General features: G+C 48.9%; 15 protein-coding genes and 1 tRNA gene. 9 read left to right on the top strand and 7 right to left on the bottom strand.

From position 1 onward, the window contains the following. Positions 1-415: 415 nt before the first annotated feature. From ACSAZK_RS12725 to cofD, 5 genes are all read right to left on the bottom strand, one after another. Positions 416-1,006 (bottom strand): METTL5 family protein, encoded by a 591-nt coding sequence (locus tag ACSAZK_RS12725; protein ID WP_440954479.1) that lies wholly within the window; start codon positions 1,004-1,006, stop codon positions 416-418. Between the two features lie 90 nt (positions 1,007-1,096). Beyond that, positions 1,097-2,128 carry a diphthamide biosynthesis enzyme Dph2 gene (dph2, locus tag ACSAZK_RS12720; RefSeq protein ID WP_440954478.1) on the bottom strand — a complete coding sequence of 344 codons (1,032 nt, stop codon included), beginning with the start codon at positions 2,126-2,128 and terminating at the stop codon, positions 1,097-1,099. Then, the gene (gene hpt / locus ACSAZK_RS12715; protein WP_440954477.1) at positions 2,109-2,678 is read right to left on the bottom strand and encodes a hypoxanthine/guanine phosphoribosyltransferase; all 570 of its coding nucleotides are present in this window, start codon (positions 2,676-2,678) and stop codon (positions 2,109-2,111) included. Before hpt ends, dph2 begins: the two co-directional genes overlap by 20 nt. A gap of 455 nt (positions 2,679-3,133) precedes the next feature. Continuing rightward, positions 3,134-4,255 (bottom strand): FmdE family protein, encoded by a 1,122-nt coding sequence (locus ACSAZK_RS12710; protein ID WP_440954476.1) that lies wholly within the window; start codon positions 4,253-4,255, stop codon positions 3,134-3,136. A 341-nt stretch (positions 4,256-4,596) separates the two neighbouring features. After that, the gene (gene cofD, locus ACSAZK_RS12705) at positions 4,597-5,520 is read right to left on the bottom strand and encodes a 2-phospho-L-lactate transferase (protein WP_440954475.1); all 924 of its coding nucleotides are present in this window, start codon (positions 5,518-5,520) and stop codon (positions 4,597-4,599) included. Between the two features lie 206 nt (positions 5,521-5,726). Between cofD and ACSAZK_RS12700 the strand changes: the two genes are divergently transcribed. From ACSAZK_RS12700 to ACSAZK_RS12680, 5 genes are all read left to right on the top strand, one after another. Then, positions 5,727-6,923 (top strand): HD domain-containing protein, encoded by a 1,197-nt coding sequence (locus tag ACSAZK_RS12700; protein WP_440957018.1) that lies wholly within the window; start codon positions 5,727-5,729, stop codon positions 6,921-6,923. Positions 6,924-7,261: 338 nt separating this feature from the next. After that, positions 7,262-7,642 (top strand): hypothetical protein, encoded by a 381-nt coding sequence (locus tag ACSAZK_RS12695; RefSeq protein ID WP_440954474.1) that lies wholly within the window; start codon positions 7,262-7,264, stop codon positions 7,640-7,642. Beyond that, positions 7,642-8,193, top strand: a complete 552-nt coding sequence (locus ACSAZK_RS12690; RefSeq protein ID WP_440954473.1) for a UbiX family flavin prenyltransferase — start codon at positions 7,642-7,644, stop codon at positions 8,191-8,193. Before ACSAZK_RS12695 ends, ACSAZK_RS12690 begins: the two co-directional genes overlap by 1 nt. Positions 8,194-8,413: 220 nt before the next feature. Further along, positions 8,414-8,491: transfer RNA gene (locus ACSAZK_RS12685), tRNA-Pro, on the top strand. 218 nt (positions 8,492-8,709) lie between these two features. Beyond that, positions 8,710-9,138: a hypothetical protein gene (locus tag ACSAZK_RS12680; RefSeq protein ID WP_440954472.1), complete on the top strand. Its 429-nt coding sequence runs from the start codon at positions 8,710-8,712 to the stop codon at positions 9,136-9,138. A gap of 247 nt (positions 9,139-9,385) precedes the next feature. Here ACSAZK_RS12680 and ACSAZK_RS12675 read toward each other — a convergent pair whose 3' ends face one another. Together ACSAZK_RS12675 and ACSAZK_RS12670 are read right to left on the bottom strand one after the other, a co-directional pair. Further along, positions 9,386-11,410 (bottom strand): ATP-binding protein, encoded by a 2,025-nt coding sequence (locus ACSAZK_RS12675; RefSeq protein WP_440954471.1) that lies wholly within the window; start codon positions 11,408-11,410, stop codon positions 9,386-9,388. Beyond that, positions 11,400-12,737: a DNA double-strand break repair nuclease NurA gene (locus tag ACSAZK_RS12670; protein WP_440954470.1), complete on the bottom strand. Its 1,338-nt coding sequence runs from the start codon at positions 12,735-12,737 to the stop codon at positions 11,400-11,402. The genes ACSAZK_RS12675 and ACSAZK_RS12670 overlap by 11 nt, the downstream gene beginning before the upstream one ends. Positions 12,738-13,141: 404 nt before the next feature. Between ACSAZK_RS12670 and ACSAZK_RS12665 the strand changes: the two genes are divergently transcribed. From ACSAZK_RS12665 to ACSAZK_RS12650, 4 genes are all read left to right on the top strand, one after another. Beyond that, complete coding sequence (locus ACSAZK_RS12665; RefSeq protein WP_440954469.1) at positions 13,142-14,161, top strand: PHP domain-containing protein; 1,020 nt, start codon at positions 13,142-13,144, stop codon at positions 14,159-14,161. A gap of 394 nt (positions 14,162-14,555) precedes the next feature. Continuing rightward, positions 14,556-15,029, top strand: a complete 474-nt coding sequence (locus tag ACSAZK_RS12660; protein ID WP_440954468.1) for a hypothetical protein — start codon at positions 14,556-14,558, stop codon at positions 15,027-15,029. Positions 15,030-15,126: 97 nt separating this feature from the next. Further along, positions 15,127-16,866: an ABC transporter substrate-binding protein gene (locus ACSAZK_RS12655; protein WP_440954467.1), complete on the top strand. Its 1,740-nt coding sequence runs from the start codon at positions 15,127-15,129 to the stop codon at positions 16,864-16,866. Positions 16,867-16,880: 14 nt separating this feature from the next. Then, on the top strand, positions 16,881-18,530 hold the full coding sequence (locus tag ACSAZK_RS12650) for an ABC transporter substrate-binding protein (protein ID WP_440954466.1): 1,650 nt from the start codon (positions 16,881-16,883) through the stop codon (positions 18,528-18,530). Positions 18,531-18,533 lie beyond the last annotated feature (3 nt).

The following is an 18,533-nucleotide window of genomic DNA, read 5'->3' as shown; positions in this document are numbered from 1 at the left end:
ATCTCTTCTCTGCAGGTACGGCATCCGGGTAGGTATCCGGCAGGCATCGGGTTAGGCGCACGTATATAGGTCTCGAAACACCCTGGCACACATTGACATGCATTCACGACAGAATGCACGTTTCAGAGATTATATATTTAAGAGATGGGTATCCCAGAGATATGCATTCCACATTACGCATCTGATGCCTCCACATTACACATCTGATGCCATATGATTTTGTGGATTTGATGTAATGTATCTGACTTTATGCATCCTATAGCACAAATTAAATACTCTACGTAAATACTCTACGTATACATTCTATGTATACATTCTATGTATACATTCTACGTATGCATTCTATATTGTGAATTCATGCTGTATATTTTCGACCCGCATTCCCGTAAAACGGCTCAGAGAAAGGATTTTCGCATTATGGAACAGCAATCCTGTAAATCTCCACTTCGATAATTTCTCGCTCTTTTTTGTGGAAATCAAAAGTCCGTTTGATGGGAAACTTTGCAACGTAAGAATGTGTAATGACCGCAGGCTTAATGAACTTTTGGATAAAAGCAAGACTCCCGCGGTTGTGGATTGAGTATATAACCTCGCTAGTTCTTAACGCTGCCGAAAGAAAGGGCCTGTCCTTGCCTTTGACCCTGGCCCCGAAAGGAGGGTTCATAAGCGTTGTTTTGACATGTTCGGTCACTTCCGAAACGTCCGAACAGACAAATTCGACCTCTACTCTTAACTTTTCAGCATTATTTTTTGCAAGCTCGATGGCTTTTGGGTCCAGATCATATCCCACGGCCTTTTCCGCTCCCAGGAGCTTTGCCCCTATTGCCAGGATTCCGGTCCCGCAGCCCAGGTCCTGAACCGAAGTTGCAAGATCCCCCTGCATATAAGCAAAATGCAGGATTTCCGCAGCCAGGAGAGCAGGAGTCGGATACTGCTCAAGCTCGAGTTCGGGCTCTGCAAAGCCCTCGATTTCCTCCAGCAGCATTTCAAGTTTTCTCTGTTTCATTTTGCTTCATCATACATTATAAATATATACCTGTCCACCTGAAAATTAAGGGTAAAATCCAGGTTATGTTCCAGCTTCGATGCTTCTGTTTCAGCTTCGATGCTTCTGTTTCAGCTGCAACGGCTCTTCCGTGATTTCATCCAGTACGAGATCTTCCCATTCCCGGACTCCCAGTACGATCTCAAACTCCTGGGGAGTTAGCATCGGGGCGGGAAAGCGTCCGACCTCATCGACAGCCAGCCTGGGACAGGCGGTATTTATGAAAGCGCCTACCTTGAACTGGAGCATCTGGTCGGGCGTCACAAGGTCGATCAGGATAAGATGAGCCTCTTTTCCATGCTTTTTTGCAAGCTTTTTAAGGGAAGTTGCAAGGTCCATTCTTGCCTGTCCGTTTTTGCTTGAAACGATTATCCCGAAAACTTCCGCGTCAAGGGATTTGGCAATAACCGCACTCCTCTGCCTGAGCACCCTGGAAGGGTCGACTTCCCGGACTTCCCCGGAGAAAGGGTCTGCAGCAAGAACGCGCTTTTTTGTGGAAAGGGCTACGCCCAGGGGGTGGAAATCCCCACTTCCTATATATAAGTACTCATCACAGGCTTCTGCCCTTGCAGTCGAAAAATTGCAGCCCAGCACCTGTCCGGGGTAGGCAAGCCTGGAATCCCCGCGCTCGAGCACGCAGGTCTTCCCCCGGGCTTCGAGCACTTTGCAGGCCCCTTGAAGCTTATGGACATGCTGGACGGTGCTTATCAGCCCAATCCTCTGATCCCGCAACTCTAAAAGAGCTTTTTCAACCACAGGCAGGATGTCCACCGCAGAGCGGGCCTCGATGAAGTAGATCTTTTCGGAGAGTTTAGTGTCCTCAAGTTCGGCATGCCCGAAATGGAAAAGGAGGTCCACATACCCAAGCAGGGTCAGGTCCAGGTCACAAGCCCCGAAACAGGGGTCTCCGGAAATGATAATTTCCACTCCGGTAGCCTCTTCGACCAGCCTTGCAAGTTCCGGACCTTTGCGCTTGAGCCCTTCGGGGAACTGGAAGCCCACGACTTTTGCGCCCGTATCCCGGATCACATCGATGAGATAATCAAGCCTGAAATCAAAAGCTTCACTTATCGCAACAGACATCCTTGATCTCCACACCTTTCTCGCTAACATCAATGGTGACGAGAATCTTGGGCTCAACACCCAGTTCCTTTAACTTCAGGAAACCTTCCCCACGCCCGATAACCGAGACAACGTCCAGGACTTCGACGCCCATCTTCTTGAGGGCATTAACCAGGGCAAGGAGAGTTCCCCCGGTACTGATAACATCGTCCACAATCAGAACCCTATCCCCTTTCTTTAATCCGTTGATGTAGAGTGCCCCTTTCGAGTATCCGGTACTCTGGGAAAGTTCGACCTCTCCTTCAAGGAAATAGGGACGCTTACGGACAATAGTTAGAGGCAGTCCCGTTTTCAGGGACAGGGCATTTGCCACCGGGATGCCCATGGCTTCAACCGTGAGGACGGTGTCCACATCCATGTTGGCGATTTCCAGGATATGATCGGAAATTTCTTCCACCAGAAGGGGGTCAATTGACGGTACGCCGTCCGAAATGGGATGGATGAAGTAATTGTATTCTCCTCGTTTGATCACAGGAGCATTCAAAAGTGAACTTGTCAGTCTTTCAAGCATGGTCTTAGCTCTTTTTGGCTGTCGGAATATTCGCTAGATAATGAAGATGAGATATAAATGATATTGCCCTTCGGACCTCAAACATATTTTTATGTCTCAGGGAGTATTGCCTTCCCGAAACTATCCCGAAAACAGAAAGAACGGATAAGCTATCAGGGAAAACAAACCGAACTCAGGAAACATCTAAGTAGTTGATATAATATTCGGGAAACATCTAAGTAATTGATATAATTTTGGATTTCCGATTCCTTTCTACTTTATGCAAGGAACTTATATTAAATAATTATTTCAGTGCCAATAAATTTAAAGACACCGGGGACAGAGGAGTTCCAAAAGAAACGTGGAGTATAAAGTAAAAAAATAGAACCATGAAAAGAAAAAGCAAAAATCAGGGCGAAGAGAAAAAAGGAAAAAGGAAAAAGGAAAAAGTATCCAGGCTACCAGCCTTATCGATTTCAGGCCTTTGCCTTGATTTTGGGTTCATTCATCCACTGCCCGACTCCGGGAATTCCATTTTTCGAAGGATTGACTGTCCCTGCAGGATTGAGCAGCCCGAGTACCACGTAGGGGTTGGTGTCTGCCTGCTTCATTTCATTCAGGGTGTCGGCATCAATGTCGATAACCTCAATTTCGTAAACAAGCTCGTCCCAGTTGTCCTTATCCATAAGATAGAGGTCCATCAGGTACTTTGAAACCCAGAAAGGATCATCTTCCTGAGCCCCACATTCTGCACGGACAGGATCAAAATCAAAGCCCAGCACAACTGCCTTCATGTTTCCTGAATCCGAGACCACGAAAATTCCAGCGGGAGCCCCACCAAGAGCTTCTTTTTCTTCATCAGAAAGTTCGGATGCCCAGAGACCCCGCTTTCCGGGAGTTGCGTCCCAGCGCTTTACGAAGACATCTTCCTTACACCAGGTAGGGCAGGAGAAAACAGTGTAACTTACGCCTTCATTAAGCGGATAGTTCTTCTCCATCCAGTTTGCAAGCACATAACCGCTGGAAACTCCGGGGCAGAAATGGTTGTGAATTTCCAGGCACTGCATCAGTTCGTAATCGAGATTTCCTGTAGCCCAGGCGTTGGTGATTGTAACGATTGCAAACTCGCGGCCCCTGAATACCTTTTCATCCATCTTAGCATTCCATTCATCCCTGGAATCCGCATTACCAGAAAGTTTCTCAAAGTTGATATTTTCAGTTACCTGATAAATGATACCTTCTTCTCCTTCCCCATAGGAAACTTCAATAAAAGTACAGTTTCCACTGTTCTTATCAAAGAAAGCAAACCATAGAGGACTGTTTCTCGGGTTCTGGACGACCAGGAGATTCTTCGTATACAGGAGTCCGTTCCCGTAAAACTCTCCATAAAAATCATCCATGTAAACATAAGATTCGGCAGGGGAACCGATGTCCGTTATGATAAGAATATTTTCTGCATCAAGCACTCCGAGTTCTTCTTCGGCAGCATCAAAAACATCGGTCATCAACCCGTCATCTTCCGCCGATGCAGGCAGGGCAAGCAACAAGAAAACAAGTGCAGCAAGGCACGTAAAGTGCAACATTTTCAATTGTTTCATAATAATTCTCCAAATATTCAAACATCAAATCCACAGAATGAAGTTTCAAGACCCTGGAACCATAAAATGACATGAAACCAGGAGTAACATATGAACAATGGATAAATTCGCAATTATGCATATTAAAAAAAGAAATAATATGCAGAATTATTACAAATAACTGATAAAGTAATACATAAACATTACTAATTTATCCATAAATATGTCACAGCGAAAAAATAAAAAATAAAAAATAAAAAATAGAGAAATGTAGATAAAAAGTACTAGAGCAAAAACCAGAGAAAAAAAGGGAAGGTGAAGAAGGAAAGGGAAAAATAAGATATAAAGAAACTTTTCAGGCTTCAGCCCATTTCATCGAAGATTTCCAGCACAATCTCTGCAAGTTCCATGCTCTTTTCCCGCGAAGTCATGAGAGTATCCGCCCTGGAAGCCCGGCACCCGATCTTTTCGAAGGCGTACTCGTCTGCGCTGTCCCTTTCATCGAAGATGAAGGCATCAAGGAAGTCCTGGTAGTATTCCGCAACTCCGACAGAGGAGACCTCAAGCCCGCATGCTTGCATGAGTTTGCCTGCAGGTCCGCTTACCGGAGCGTTCCCAATTATAGGGCTGAGAGCAAGGACTTTTTTCTTTTTCAGGAGGTCTTTCATCCCGGGAAGAGAGATTATCGGGCCGATGCTCGTAATGGGATTGCTCGGACCTATCAGAACCTGTTCATCGTTTTCAAAGGCTTCGAACACTTTTTTCGGGATTGAGGCATCGGAAACTCCCCGGATATCCACGCCAAGAACCTCGGGTTCCCCGTGCTTTCCTACCCAGAAGTCCTGGAAATGCATTGTTCCTTCCGGGGTCTCGATGTAAGTGGAAACATGGTCATCCGACATTGGGAGGATTTTTGCCCCGATATTGAAAAGGGAGGTGAGCTTTTCGGTTGCCTCACTTAAGGTGGCCCCGCCCCTGAGCAGGTTAGAGCGGATGATATGGGTTGAACGGTCCCGGTCGCCGAGCTTCATCCCCTCATCTATCCCGAGTTCCTGCATGCGTTCGTGGGTCCGGAAAGTGTCGCTTTCAATTCCCCACCACTTTTTCCGGTCGATCTGGTCTGAGAAGAGGTAGAGCACTGTATCCAGATCAGGGGAAATGAGGTTTCCCGAGACCCAGAGGTCTTCGGCAGTGTTCACAACAATGGTCAGTTCATCGGGAGGGAGAAATTCCCTGAGCCCGTCAAGGAGTTTAGGAGTTCCGGTGCCGCCTGAAAATATAATCATGATAATTCCCTTATTCCTGTTACCTTTTCTGGATTGGTTCAACTTTGGATTCAAAGCTTGATCAATCATGGAGTGAACTTTTGGATTTAATGATCTGACTTCCGGGATTCGCCTTCATTTTCGCCCGGGGCAAGAATCGATTGCAAAACCGATTGTACTAGGAATAATAGAAACGGCAATATATAATGACATCTGTCTAAAGAATGATGACGGTCGTCCTTGATCCCGTGCACGGTTATATCGAACTGGACGAGATTGTCCAGGAAATTCTGGCTACCCCCCAGATGCAGCGCCTCAGGAGGGTCAGGCAGCTTGGCTATTCCAACCTCGTCTACCCCGGAGCAAACCACACCCGCTTCGAACACTCTCTCGGGGTTATGCACCTCGCCTCCATGCTCATGAAAAACGTCAACACCGTAGACGAGGAGAAGAAGAACGAACTGAGAGCAGCGTCCCTTCTGCACGATGTCGGGCACGGCCCCTTTTCCCATGTGACCGAGAATATCATCGACAAATACACCCGGCGCAGGCACGACGATGTGAGGGAAATCCTCGGGAAAGGAGAAATCAAAGATGTGCTGGACAAATACGGGATCTCCTCCGGGAACCTCGCAAAACACATCAAAGGAGAGACCTCAATCGGGCAGATCCTGAGCAGCGAGATTGACGTGGACAGGATGGACTACCTGGTCCGGGACGCCCACTATACCGGGGTTGCCTTCGGGGTCGTGGACTACAACCGCCTGATCAACCAGATGCAGTTTTACGAAAACAGGCTTGTCGTGGCCCAGGGAGGGCTGAAAGCCGCAGAGTCCTTGCTGGTCTCCCGCTTCTGGATGAACACTTCAGTTTATTACCATCACGTGACCAGAATCTCGGAAGCCATGTGTTCTACAGCAGTTGAAGATATGATAGAAAACGGGGAACTGGACCCTGTTGGGCTCAGGCAGATGGACGACATTGACCTTGTAGCTGCCATGCGGAAATCCAGGGGACACGGGGGAGAACTTGCAAGAAGGCTGGATTCCCGCCAGCTCTACAAGCGCGCACTCTACGCAGGCCTGGACGCGGTTGGAAAAAGCGTGCTCAAACACCGCGGCAAGACATCCAGGGTAGAAAACGAGATTGCCGAACTCGCAGGTGTGGACCCGAAAGATATCCTGGTTGATATCCCTAAAATGCCGGAGATGCTGGAAATGCGGGCGCTGATAAAGACCGACAGCCGGATGGTCCCCCTGAACGAAGCATCTCATTTCGTATCCATCCTGCAGCAAGCCCACATGGACAACTGGAGAATGGGAGTTTACACCCCGAAAGAGCACTGTGAAGCTGTTGGCAAAGCTGCAAGAGAAGTTTTTGACGTCAAAAAGACTATAAAACAGTTCAAACTGAGCGACCTCTAAGAAAGTCCTGAATATAAAACCAGGCATGAAACCGGGCATGAAGTCGGAAATAAAACCATCCGGGATAAAAACAGGACAGGTCAGACTTTTTTGAAAGATTTTTGCAACCAGTGTCCTGAAAGGTCCTGAAAGTCGGGGTCTCAGAGCCCTGAAAGTTCAAAACTCAGAAAGAGAAATAGAATAGAAACCTGAAAGCGAAAATCTGAAAGCGAAAATCTGAAAGCGAAAATCTGAAAGTTAAGGACTCTTGAAAGCCGACCCCTCAAAGACCCTGATAAACTTAATAACCTTTTGTGGTTAAGATTCCCTTAAAGAAAAAAGATTGGAGGGGCAGATTTTTGTTCCAGATTACAAGGAAAGTAGGCCGAGCCGAACTCATACTTGATGCGAAAAAACTGGGAAACGACTACCTTCTGACCCTGATGGGCGGAAAAGAGCATGCTGGGGCAGTTGCCGTAGGAGTTTTTGACGAAAAGAGCCAGAGAGCAAGCTCGTCCGTGATCAGCCTCCCCGGACACCGGGAAGAACAGATCGCCCTGCAGGGCGCCAGGCATGTTAGTAAGGCGACCCGGCAAACAACGGTGTTCATTGTCGGGATCCATCTGGACGACATTACCCCGGAAGAAATAAGGGATACGGTATCGATCTCGGACGAAATGGTAAAAAGCTTCATCACCTTCTACAAAAGATCAAACAACACAGTGGGGGAGAAGAAATAATGGAAATCACGGTAGGGATAAGCGGGGCTTCGGGAGTCCAGTACGGAATACGCCTGCTCGAAGTCCTGGCTGAAAAGGAAGTTAGGACCCATCTGGTGCTGACAGAAGCCGCAAGGCAGATCATAGAAATCGAAACGGACTATTCTCCCGGAGAGGTAGAAAAACTTGCAAGCTGGAGCTATGCCCAGAAAGACTTTTCAGCCCCGATTGCCAGCGGGTCCCACGTAACGGGAGGAATGGTCATCGCTCCCTGCAGTATGAAGACCCTTGGGGCAGTAGCAAACGGGATTTCGGACACCCTCCTGACCAGGGCCGCGGACGTCTGCCTGAAAGAGGAACGAAAACTCATCCTTATGACCCGGGAAACCCCGCTGAACCTGATCCATCTCGAAAATATGCTCAGAGCCAAAAGAGCGGGAGCAAGCATCCTCCCGGCCTGCCCTGGCTTTTATTCCAGGCCGAAAACCATCGAAGACCTTGTAGACATAATGACCGGAAGAGTCCTTGACCTGATCGGAATAGAAAACGACATCTATAGACGCTGGGAATGATAGAAAACAGGAAAAAAGATGGAAAAAGAAGACAGTAAAGAGAGAAAGGAAAGGTAGAAGGGAAAGGTAAACGGGAAAGAAAAAAGAGAAGAAAATGGGAAAGATAGGGGAGGTAAAGGTACACATATGTCCTGAAGAGAACAAAAAAACGCAGGGAACAAACCCGTTTTCTAACGAAAGATATATAAAGGATAATATCCTTTGAGAGCAGGTACTCTGCGGGATAGTAGGGTAGCTTGGTCCATCCTCGAGCGTTTGGGACGCTTGGACTGCGGTTCAAATCCGCGCTATCCCACCAGATTTCTTATACTTTTTTAATGAAGCTGAAGCTCCAAAAGGCGACGTTATATACGAGCTACATAATAAAAATAATTATATTTAACTGTTATCTTTATAAATGATGGATAATTTTAATACAGAAAACTTACTATCTTATTTTAGAGGAGTGGATTACACTCTTTCTCATTCATTGAGACCTTGTGCCATTTGGGCCTTTTTAACTAGGGGTAGAATACCATGGAAGAACAGATGAAAGCTTTAAAAGAAAAATTAGCCGACGACACCCTAAAATCTGCTGAACTCTTTGCCTTCATTGACAGGCTGAAAGCCAGCATGAGGGAAGGCACCCCGATTGTCAGGAATATCTCACACATAAACATCGAACTCCTCGAGACCTATTCTTTTGCCCTGCAGAAATACGAGATGACCACGGAGGACAAGGACAGCGAACTCAGGGCTGCGGACTGGAGAGAGAGAATCGATGACTTCAGCAAGCTCAAAGAGTTCGTGGACGACCTGCAGAAGAGTGAACTTATCACAAATGTCGCCTGGAACGTAGGAGGCATGGCGATTTACGACATCCCGAAGCCAGAGGCTTACAAAGATTTCGTCTACTGGAATATAAAGAACGTCCTGGATAACATAGACCTTTTCGACCAGGTTTGAAATAGATAAAAAGAAAGAGAAACTGAAAAGTCAAAAATAAATAGCTGCGTCGAAAAAAACGTTGAGAAAAGGACGCGAAAAAGGAAGACAAAGCACATGCCTGTTTTCATTCAGGCAATGTGCAAAACCTTCTGCAAAAATTATATACTGAAGTTGATTTATCCGAAACTGCTTCATATGAAACTACTTTTTTACTGGTTCTTCGTCCTGCGGACAGTTTTTTCAGAATTTAACTGGTACTTCACAATCACTGATGTTTCACAACGCAGTTCGAGAGTCCGATTATTTCCACGATATCGCTGTTGTCAGGGCTGTGCACTACCATCTGACCCTTCTTGAGGTAGGGGATTCTCCTCTCGTATTCTTTGGGAACTTTCAGGGAGCTGATGGCTGCATCATTGTTGAGGTTCAGGATCAGTTTCGTGTTGACCTGCTTGAAGACCGTGTCGTCGATGTCCTGGGGGTCCTGGGTGATCAGGAAAAGCCCGAGGCCCTCTTTTCTCCCCTGCCGGGCTGCATCTGCGAAGCGGGAGATGATCAGCCGGGAATGTTCGCCTCCGGCGCGGGAGAGGTAACGGTGGGCTTCGTCCAGACAAAGGATGATGGGCGTGTTCTTGATGGCGTCAGTCCCGGTTGTACCGAGCTTGTTGTCCACGGTTAGGCTCATGATGGTGAGCACGATAAGGTCCCGGATGCGGGGGGTGCTGATGTATTCGGTCGGGAAGACAGAGACCTGTCCGGGTTTGAAGATCCGGTCAAGTATCTCGGTGATCGGGGTTGCTGCCTGGTCAAAAACTTTCGAGAAGAAGCGGCTCTTGACCCTCCGCACAATCCCATCATAAGAGGCCTCATGGAGTTTTCCGCTGTCTACATAATAGGACCTTGTACCTTCGTTGTCGATGTGGGAGATGAAGTTCAGGTAGGTATGCGGCACACTTGATTTGAAGAAGTCCCCCAGAAGCAGTTCCAGCCCGATGTACTGGAGTTCGGACATCCCGGTGGCGGCAATCAGCCAGGAGTTGTGCTCCACAAGGGAGAAAGGAATGGTAAACTCGTGCTGTTCGGCCCTGGACTTGTCTCCCGGATAGGTCTGCCCTTCCACCTTTGCAACGAAAGCTTTAGTGGACGGGACCCGGCCGTATGCAACCTTTTCGGACTCAAACCTGAACCTGTCATCCTCGGTCAGGGTCGCGTTGTCCTCAAAAATCTGGGAGTATTCGTCCTGGGGGTCCATGATTACAAGGCAGGGGTTTTTCCTTGCCCTGTCGTCGGGAGAGTTCCGGAGCCTGTATCGGTTGCTTTCGGTCATGAACTGACGCAGGATGTTTTTGGTGAGGAAGGTCTTTCCTGTCCCCGTGCTCCCGCAGACGAGCATGTGCCGGAAGACCAGGGGATCGCCCATGGAGTAGTCGTTTCGCAGGTAGTAGGCAACGGTTTCGGGTTCGGAATGAGTCTTTACAAGCTCTCCCCCGACGCTCAGGTGCCCGAGGAAGATGCCCTCTTCGGGGATGTTGAGCCCTGTCTGCACTTCGAGCCGGTCCCGGACTGGCAGGATCGGGGTGTTCGGGCGGGGGATCCTGTCTGCCATCCTGCGGGAGAGAGGGGAAGCCTGCCCTTTACGGTAAAGGATGCAAAGGGGGTCAAGGTAAGCCAGAAACTTGTAGTCCTCCTCGTTTACCGGGCTTGCCCTGCCTCCAAGCATGCGCCGGGAATGGAGTTCTGTTGCGTCGTCCACTGCAAACTCCTGCCGGTACTGAAGCTTTCCTACCCTGGCAAAGAGCTTTTCCCCGCCCTCGTACGGGACGACTACGTAAGCCCCAAGCCTGATTTCGTTTCTCCGCAAAGAGGAGATGTAACCGGTAATCGTTGCGCCGGCGGGGGTGATTTCCAGAGGGTCGATTCCGGCGGTCACGATCCCGAAAGCTTCGTCCGCGGAAGCGGAAGAGGGTGCGAGGCCTTCATCGTAAGCTCCAAAGTCCTCGAAGGGTAGATCTGCGGGATCGGAACCGGCACCGGAGCCGGAACCTGAGACCCGATCGGAACCGGCACCGGCACCGGAGACCGTACCACCAGCCCCACCGTAAACGGAAGCCAGAGGGTCTTCGGGAAAAGTGTCCGGGCCTTTTCGATATGAACCGGTCGGGGAATTTTCACTCCCGGTATTGGATTCCATGCCAGTGCTTTTTTCGGCCCCTTCGTCCTTATCGGGAGCCGGAGTTTTTTTCGTCTTGCCAGAGGCAAAAGCCAGGATGTCAGCGTCTTCAAATTTCACTTATATTACCCCACCGCAGGTCATTGTAATCAGTATCTGGATTCATGTTTTCAAAGAATTTGTCGATCTCTTTCCGCTCCACTTTCCGGATTTTTGCGACATGGTCCGCTTTCGTGAGGGTCAGGGGAAAGCCGTGCAAAGAGAGGTCGAAGAGAACTTTTTTGGTAATCTGCATCCGCAGGAAATCGTCTTTTACAAGCCCGTAGGGGGCTTCCACTTTGAAGACCACGTCCTTTGAAGGGACGTAGAGCATGAAAAAGCATAAAGCGTAATCTTCCGGCGGGAATTTGTGCCGGAGCCCGTCCCGGAGCTTGTCACCTGCCGCCAGGGGAGAAGTCCCGTTGAGCAGCTTCTCATAGAACCTGTTGGGCTGCTGGAACCAGTTTGTATAAGTGATGTAAGCGTTTCCGGAACCGTTATTTGCATTTCCTGTTTTGCCATTCCTGCAATTTTCAGTTCCCTGCCCAAACCCTCCATTGGCACCTTTTTCCAGGGAGAGGACGTTCCTGAAGAACTGGGTATCGAGCATCCAGGGCAGGTCAAAGCCCGCCCCTTTTTTCCGGACCGTGTCCATAATCTGCATGTCGAGGGGATTTTTCACGAACCCGATAACAGGTACCCTTTTTTCCAGGAAATGGTCCATTATATCAATATAATTCTGGAGGATCTTCCGGGCATCATCATTCCGGCGGAGCTGGACTTCCTCGTCCCCCATAACCACCCAGTACATGAGCTGCTTCGGGTAAATCGGCCCGTCCATGATGAAAAAGCCTGCAGGATCCAGCCGGTCCTTCATATGAAGGATGTGCTCGGACTCCGCCAGGTACATGGCCAGGCTGTGCACCATATCCGAAGCTTTTTTCTTCAGCTCATCCGGTGCAATCCTGACCAGCTTTGCCCGCCCCATCCCTTCATCGAATTCTTCCCAGCCCTCGGTCGACTGCATTGCCACCTTCTGGGAAGAAGAATAAGCCGCACACACGATAGTCCTATAGCGCTGAACGTCCAGGTCGGTAGGCGTTGCCGCCAGCGCACAGTGACAAAAATCAACAAAAAGCCCGCTGTCATACGTCTTGGGGTTCGTACTCCCGCTGTCGCAAGCATAAGTTACCGGATACGGATCCTCACACTGCGCCATCAGCGCCGTCCTGACCATCCCCCGGTACAGCCTGTCAACCGCCTTCAGGATAACCTTCCCGTCAAGCTTCAACTCCTCGAGCAGCTTATAAATATCATCCGCCGTCTTTGGCTCCTCATACTCAAACGACCGGTCAATCCGTTTTGCCAGCTCCGAGATCTTACGCATATGCACGGGCTCAAGGGTCATGGATATAAGGTACTTTCAGGAGTGATATATATTTATTGAGTGGTGCCGGGAAAATACCGATCAAATCCTATATTGAGCAGATTCCTGAAAAATACCCCGGCTTTTGCAGATCGAGAAATGAAGTTCAGGAGAACAAAACCCTGCAACCGGAGAGAAGAAATCCTGAAAAGAGGTAAGCCTCCGCCAGCTTGCCTGGCGGCTCTTTTCAAAAAATAAATCATGAGATATAAAAAGCATCATGAATCAGAAGGGAGTTAGATCGTTTTCAAACACTAAACCTGAGAGAGCAGTAAAATGAAAAACGTAAAATCCCGAAAAACTTAATCTAAAAAAGCGACATATAATAATACACGGGAAAATATAGAATTCCGCAAAAATAATAAAAAGACATAAATCGGGATTCTATGCCTACAGGGGGTAGGGCAAGGAATTACAGAGAAAAGATGATTTCACCTGAGCGAGCAGCGGAGCTCAGGGCTGAGGGCTGGAAATGGGCAGACCTGCACGTGCACACGACCTGTTCCTTTGACGTGCTCCCGGCAGAGGACCTGAAGCCTGAGAACCTCTACCAAAAAGCCCTGGATATGGGGCTGGACTTCATCACTTTTACCGACCACGACACCGTGGGGGCGTACGAAACCCTGGGCTGGGAGCGGGAGAGGCTGGTAACGGGGGCTGAAATGACGGTGTACGACCCCGGGAGAGTAGGGCATACGGTACACGTGAACGTCTTCGACTTTGACAGGGAAGAGTTTATCGAACTCAGGGAGATTGCGGAAAGGGAACAGAATATGGAGAGCTTCCTGGGCTACCTGAGAAAGCACAAGCTGCCTTTCCTGTACAACCACCCTTTCTGGGCGGATTTCCACCAGGACCCGGACCCTGAAACGGTCATGGAGCTTGCAAAGCTCTTTCCCGTGCTTGAGTACAACATGCACGAGCTGAAGCCGAAAAACGAGCTTACGATAGCCCTTGCGGAAAAGTTCGGGAAAGGTGTTGCAGCTACCACGGACACCCATACCGGAAAGCTCGGGCAGGTGTACACCCTGGCAGAGGGAGAGAGTTTCAGGGAATTTTTCGGGAATATCGAAAAAGGAAGAAATTACATAGTCCCTGAAGACCTGACCAGGGAGACTTTGATAGAAGAGATGAACGAATGGATAGACCTGATCTTCGAGAAAAGCCCTAGACAGGAAAGAAAATCCTTCCTTACCGGGATAAAATCCATAGACACCCTGGTAAAAGTCTCCACAAGCGGGATTTTAAACCACTCCCCCAAACTCAACCGGACAACCGTAAACCTCCTCTACCTTATATCAAAAAGCGGGCTCCCGGCATTCTTATATTTGCACTCGGAAGAGTCACTGGCAAAGAAGATTCAGGAGAACATGAAGCGGGGTATTAAGCTGGGGAAACAGAGATAAGGAAGAAATTCAGGAAATAATTTTGAAACGTTTTTTGAAATAATTTTTGAAAATCTTTTTTGAACTTCTTTTTTTCGGACCCAGCACTGTTTTAATTAATTGGATATTGATACAGTGATTTCTCTATTTCCTTTCTCGGATTTCTGACCTTAAAGATACAAATAACAACCAAAATCTGTTTTTTTATATATCCAACAAAAAAATCAAAAGGTTTATATCACGAAATTGTTAAAACTCAATCACATAAAAAAATAGATTTTTGTATGATTTTTAATTATTTGTTCTACCAATCGTATTAAAGGATGGAAACAAAATGAAGAAAAAAAGAACTTTAAGATTTTTATTGAGTCTTATATTCATAATTTTATTTATTGCATCCTTCACAGTTCCGGCATTGGCAGAGGAAAGCGGTGTAACAAGAAGTTTTTCAACGGAAAATCCGGCGCCGAATGAGGAATTTGACGTTACCCTCACAATTTCCGGGCTCAAGGCTGCAGGAATCGTGGAAAGTATCCCCGAGGGTTTCACCTATGTTGAGACAGAGTATCCCGGAGACGGAAGAGTCGATGTTTCAGGGCAGAACCTTGTTTTTTCCGTGCTTGACGACGGGGAAATCGTCTACAGGGTAAAGGCCCCGGCTTCAGGCAGCGGGACTTTCGAAGGCAGGTGGAATGATATCCTGAACCAGGAAGAAGGTACGATCCGGGCTGCGGAAGTTTCCGTAGATCCCGATTCGAAAGCTGCGGAAGATCAGAAAGCAGAAGCCGAAAAAAGCCCTGCGGGAATTCTTCCGGGGATCACCGGAGTTCTGGCTGCTGTTTTTGTGGTTGTGAGGAATGGGAGACGCGGAAAAAAGAGGGGGCAGTGAGATGAAACACGAGATCAAACAACCTGTAAGACAGAGATTAAAAAAAGGATTGAAGCAGGGGTTGAGACAAGAACCAAAACGGGGATTGAAACAGGGAATGATCTTAACCGTACTCATCCTCATGCTCGTTGCAAACGTGCTTCCCGCGGGAGCAGCAGGAAGCGGGGGTGCGGGAGAAAGCCTCTCGATGTCAAAAGCTGAGCTTTCGGATGCCATCATCCTGTACATGAAAGTCCTGTACCTGGGAGAAGAAGAAGGAGAAGGAGAACTGCCTGAAGCGGAGTTTCTTGCCGGGGCAGCAGCCGCATACCTGGAGCAAGCTGCGGAATCCGATGGCTCGGTCCTGAAAATAGCGACCCCAAGCGTGATAAAATCCGCATCCTTCATAGGGGATTCCAGCCTTGGGGTTTTCGCCCACCTCTCAAACCCGCCCCTCATGAAAATGGATGCTGACGGGCGCCTTGTAGGACAACTGGCGGAAAGCTATGAGGTTTCGGAAAATAACACACAGTGGACCTTTTACATCCGGGACGACCTTTACTGGAGCGATGGGGAAAAGGTAACCCCGGAAGACGTGGAGTTTTCCATCCGCTATTACGGGAAAGAGACCCCCTGGGCAAGGTGGATCAACGATACCCTGGAAAGCTCTACGTTTTCGGATGCAGACAACTCCGTGACCTTCAAATTCAACAAGCCTTACACCCGAATCAATCTGGAATTTGCAACCTATAACATCCTGCCCGCCCATGTATGGGAATCGATTGAGAACCCCATGGAATACGTAAACGAAGGCCCCTATGTGGGCTGCGGGCCCTACTACCTCAAACTGATAGACCTCAATGCCGGAAAACTTGTTTTCGAGAAAAATCCGTACTGGAAAGGAAAAGCCCCGGCATTCGGAAACGTGGAGGTCCATTATTACTCGAACGTGGACGTCGCCACCCTGGCCCTTGAAAAAGGCGATGCTGACACATATTATAAGTATGCCGGGTCCTACCCCTACCCGAACATCGAACAACTTGAAAAGACCGGGAATTTCGACTTCCTGGAAAAGACGAACATCGGACTTGTCTTCCTGGCTCCGAACCTGAAGAAAGCCCCTCTCTCGGACCTTGAATTCAGGGAAGCGCTTTCCTACGCCATAAATTATGAGGAGCTCGTCAGGCTCGAGACCCTCGGGTACGGGGATGTCCCGAACCGCGGCTTCGTGCCTCCGTCCATGGAGGCATTCAAGGAAACCGAAAAGCTTGAATACAGCCCTGAAAAGGCAAGAGAGGCTCTGGAAAAAGCAGGATATGCAGACAGCAACGGAAACGGCATTCTTGAAGACAAAGACGGGAAAGACATCGAACTTGAAATCCTGGTAAGGACGGACTATGCCCGCACAGGAGAACTGCTCAAGGAATACCTGGAAGAAGTGGGCCTTGCCGCAGAGCTGAGGACAGTCGACAAAGATACCTGGTTTACCCTCAAGGACAGCTATACCTATGACCTGACCGTCACCCGTTCAACCCCCTGGGGAATGCTGATGCACGCAAGCTGGGGAAGCGGTTACTTCGATTCCAGAAGGACAGGGCAGGGAGTTATGCACAACGTTGACGACCCCGAGTTCCTGGAACTCTGCGACGAGATCCTGGCAACAACGGACCCTGCAGAACTTGAAACCTGCGCACACGAACTTCAGGACTACTATGCAGAAGAGCTGCCCGCAATTCCTCTCTACTGGAACAACGTGGTAACGCCGTTCAACCGGGAATTCGAAGGCTGGTACGCCGACCCCCTCTATGGGATCTATAACCTGGAAAACTTCGTGAATGTAAGGAAAAACTCTGCTTAAGGAGAGGACGGCGTATGGAGTGGACAAAAAGCAAGCTGTTCTGTATTGCAGCTCTCTCTTTGCTCTTTTTAGGCGGCCTTTTCCTGGTAATGCCGCCTTCAGGGGATGAAGAGGGTTCGGGGATTGCAACTCCGGGTGCGAAAGCAAATGCGGATGTGAATGCGGAAGTAGATTCAGGACCCGAAAAAGTCCTGAAGATTGCAACCCCGAACGTCATAAAATCCGAATCCCTTATGGGAGACTACTACCTGGGCATCTTTGCCCATCTCTCCAATTTTCCCCTTATGCAGATGTCCGAAGAAGGCAGGATAGTTGGCAGACTGGCTGATCATTATGAGGTTTCGGAAGACCACAGGGAATGGACCTTCTATATCCGGGACGACCTTTACTGGAGCGACGGGGTGAAGGTGACCCCCGAAGACGTACAGTTCAGCATACTCTACTATGGAGAAAAAAAACCTTCAGGCCGCTGGATCAACGAAACCCTGGAAAGTTCCTCCGTTTCGCAGACCGAAAACTCGGTGACCTTCAGGTTCAACAAGCCCTACACCCGCATCAACCTGGAATTTGCAACCTACATGATTATCCCCAAACATGTATGGGAAAAGATAGACAAACCGATGGAATACTCAAGCAAAGGCCCGTATGTGGGCTGCGGGCCCTATTACATAGAATCCGTAGACCTGAACACCGCCCGCCTCATTTTCCGGAAAAACCCGTACTGGAAAGGCAAAACCTGTGCTTTTGATAAGGTAGAGGTAGACTGGTACGCAAGTGAAGACGCCGCCTGCCTGGCCCTTGAGAAAGGAGAAGCCGATACCTACTACAAATATGCCTCCTCCTACCCCTACGCAAACATCGAGCGTCTGGAGAAAACGGGGGACTTCAACTTTGTCGAAAAGGACAGTATCGGAATTTTCTATCTTGGGATTACCTTAAACGAAGCCCCCCGTTCGGACCTGCAGTTCAGGGAAGCCCTGGCCTGCGCTATCAATTACGAAGAACTCATGCAGCTCGATACCCTGGGCTACGGAAGCGTTCCAAACAGGGGATTGGTCCCCCCGGGCATGGAATACTACAAACCCACGGAAAAATGCAGTTATGACCCGGAAAAAGCCAGGGAAATCCTGGAAAAGGCAGGATATGAGGACCGCAATGGAAACGGAATCGTAGAAGACAAAAGCGGGAAAGATATCCTCCTGGAACTCATGATCTGCCCTGGCTACGAAAGGGATGCCGAACTTTTGCAGGAGTACTTCCGGGCCGTGGGAATCGACATTGAAATCGAAAATGTTGACCGGAACACCTACGGGGACCGAAAAGACAGTTCCAGGTACGAGCTTGTCTTTTCCAGGACCACGCCCTGGGGCATGCTGATGCACGCGGGGCTGGGTACCGGGTACTTCGACTCCAGACGCTACGGATACATCGAGGACCCTGCCTTTACCGGGCTTTGCGACCAGCTCCTGAACACGACGGATCACGAAACCCTGTGTTCCTGTTCGTATTCCCTGCAGGACTATTATGCGGAAGAGCTGCCGGTAATTCCGGTTTACTGGAAAAAGGTTGTCACGCCCTATAACAAAAGGTTCGAAGGCTGGCACTACAACAGCCTGGATGGAATCTACACCCTGGACACCTTCCTCGATTTACATGAGGTATGAGGC

Origin of the sequence: Methanosarcina sediminis, from assembly GCF_052056915.1 — an archaeon.
GTDB lineage: Archaea > Halobacteriota > Methanosarcinia > Methanosarcinales > Methanosarcinaceae > MTP4.
The sequence above is the reverse complement of the archived record's forward strand: the minus strand, read 5'-3'. Positions and strand labels throughout refer to the sequence as shown.

Coding starts and splice junctions, on each gene's coding strand:
- ACSAZK_RS12665 (WP_440954469.1), top strand. CDS start 13,142: ATGCCTACAGGGGGTAGGGCAAGGAATTACAGAGAAAAGATGATTTCA.
- dph2 (WP_440954478.1), bottom strand. CDS start 2,128: ATGTCTGTTGCGATAAGTGAAGCTTTTGATTTCAGGCTTGATTATCTC.
- ACSAZK_RS12650 (WP_440954466.1), top strand. CDS start 16,881: ATGGAGTGGACAAAAAGCAAGCTGTTCTGTATTGCAGCTCTCTCTTTG.
- ACSAZK_RS12670 (WP_440954470.1), bottom strand. CDS start 12,737: ATGACCCTTGAGCCCGTGCATATGCGTAAGATCTCGGAGCTGGCAAAA.
- ACSAZK_RS12655 (WP_440954467.1), top strand. CDS start 15,127: ATGATCTTAACCGTACTCATCCTCATGCTCGTTGCAAACGTGCTTCCC.
- ACSAZK_RS12700 (WP_440957018.1), top strand. CDS start 5,727: ATGACGGTCGTCCTTGATCCCGTGCACGGTTATATCGAACTGGACGAG.
- cofD (WP_440954475.1), bottom strand. CDS start 5,520: ATGATTATATTTTCAGGCGGCACCGGAACTCCTAAACTCCTTGACGGG.
- hpt (WP_440954477.1), bottom strand. CDS start 2,678: ATGCTTGAAAGACTGACAAGTTCACTTTTGAATGCTCCTGTGATCAAA.
- ACSAZK_RS12690 (WP_440954473.1), top strand. CDS start 7,642: ATGGAAATCACGGTAGGGATAAGCGGGGCTTCGGGAGTCCAGTACGGA.
- ACSAZK_RS12710 (WP_440954476.1), bottom strand. CDS start 4,255: ATGAAACAATTGAAAATGTTGCACTTTACGTGCCTTGCTGCACTTGTT.
- ACSAZK_RS12725 (WP_440954479.1), bottom strand. CDS start 1,006: ATGAAACAGAGAAAACTTGAAATGCTGCTGGAGGAAATCGAGGGCTTT.
- ACSAZK_RS12680 (WP_440954472.1), top strand. CDS start 8,710: ATGGAAGAACAGATGAAAGCTTTAAAAGAAAAATTAGCCGACGACACC.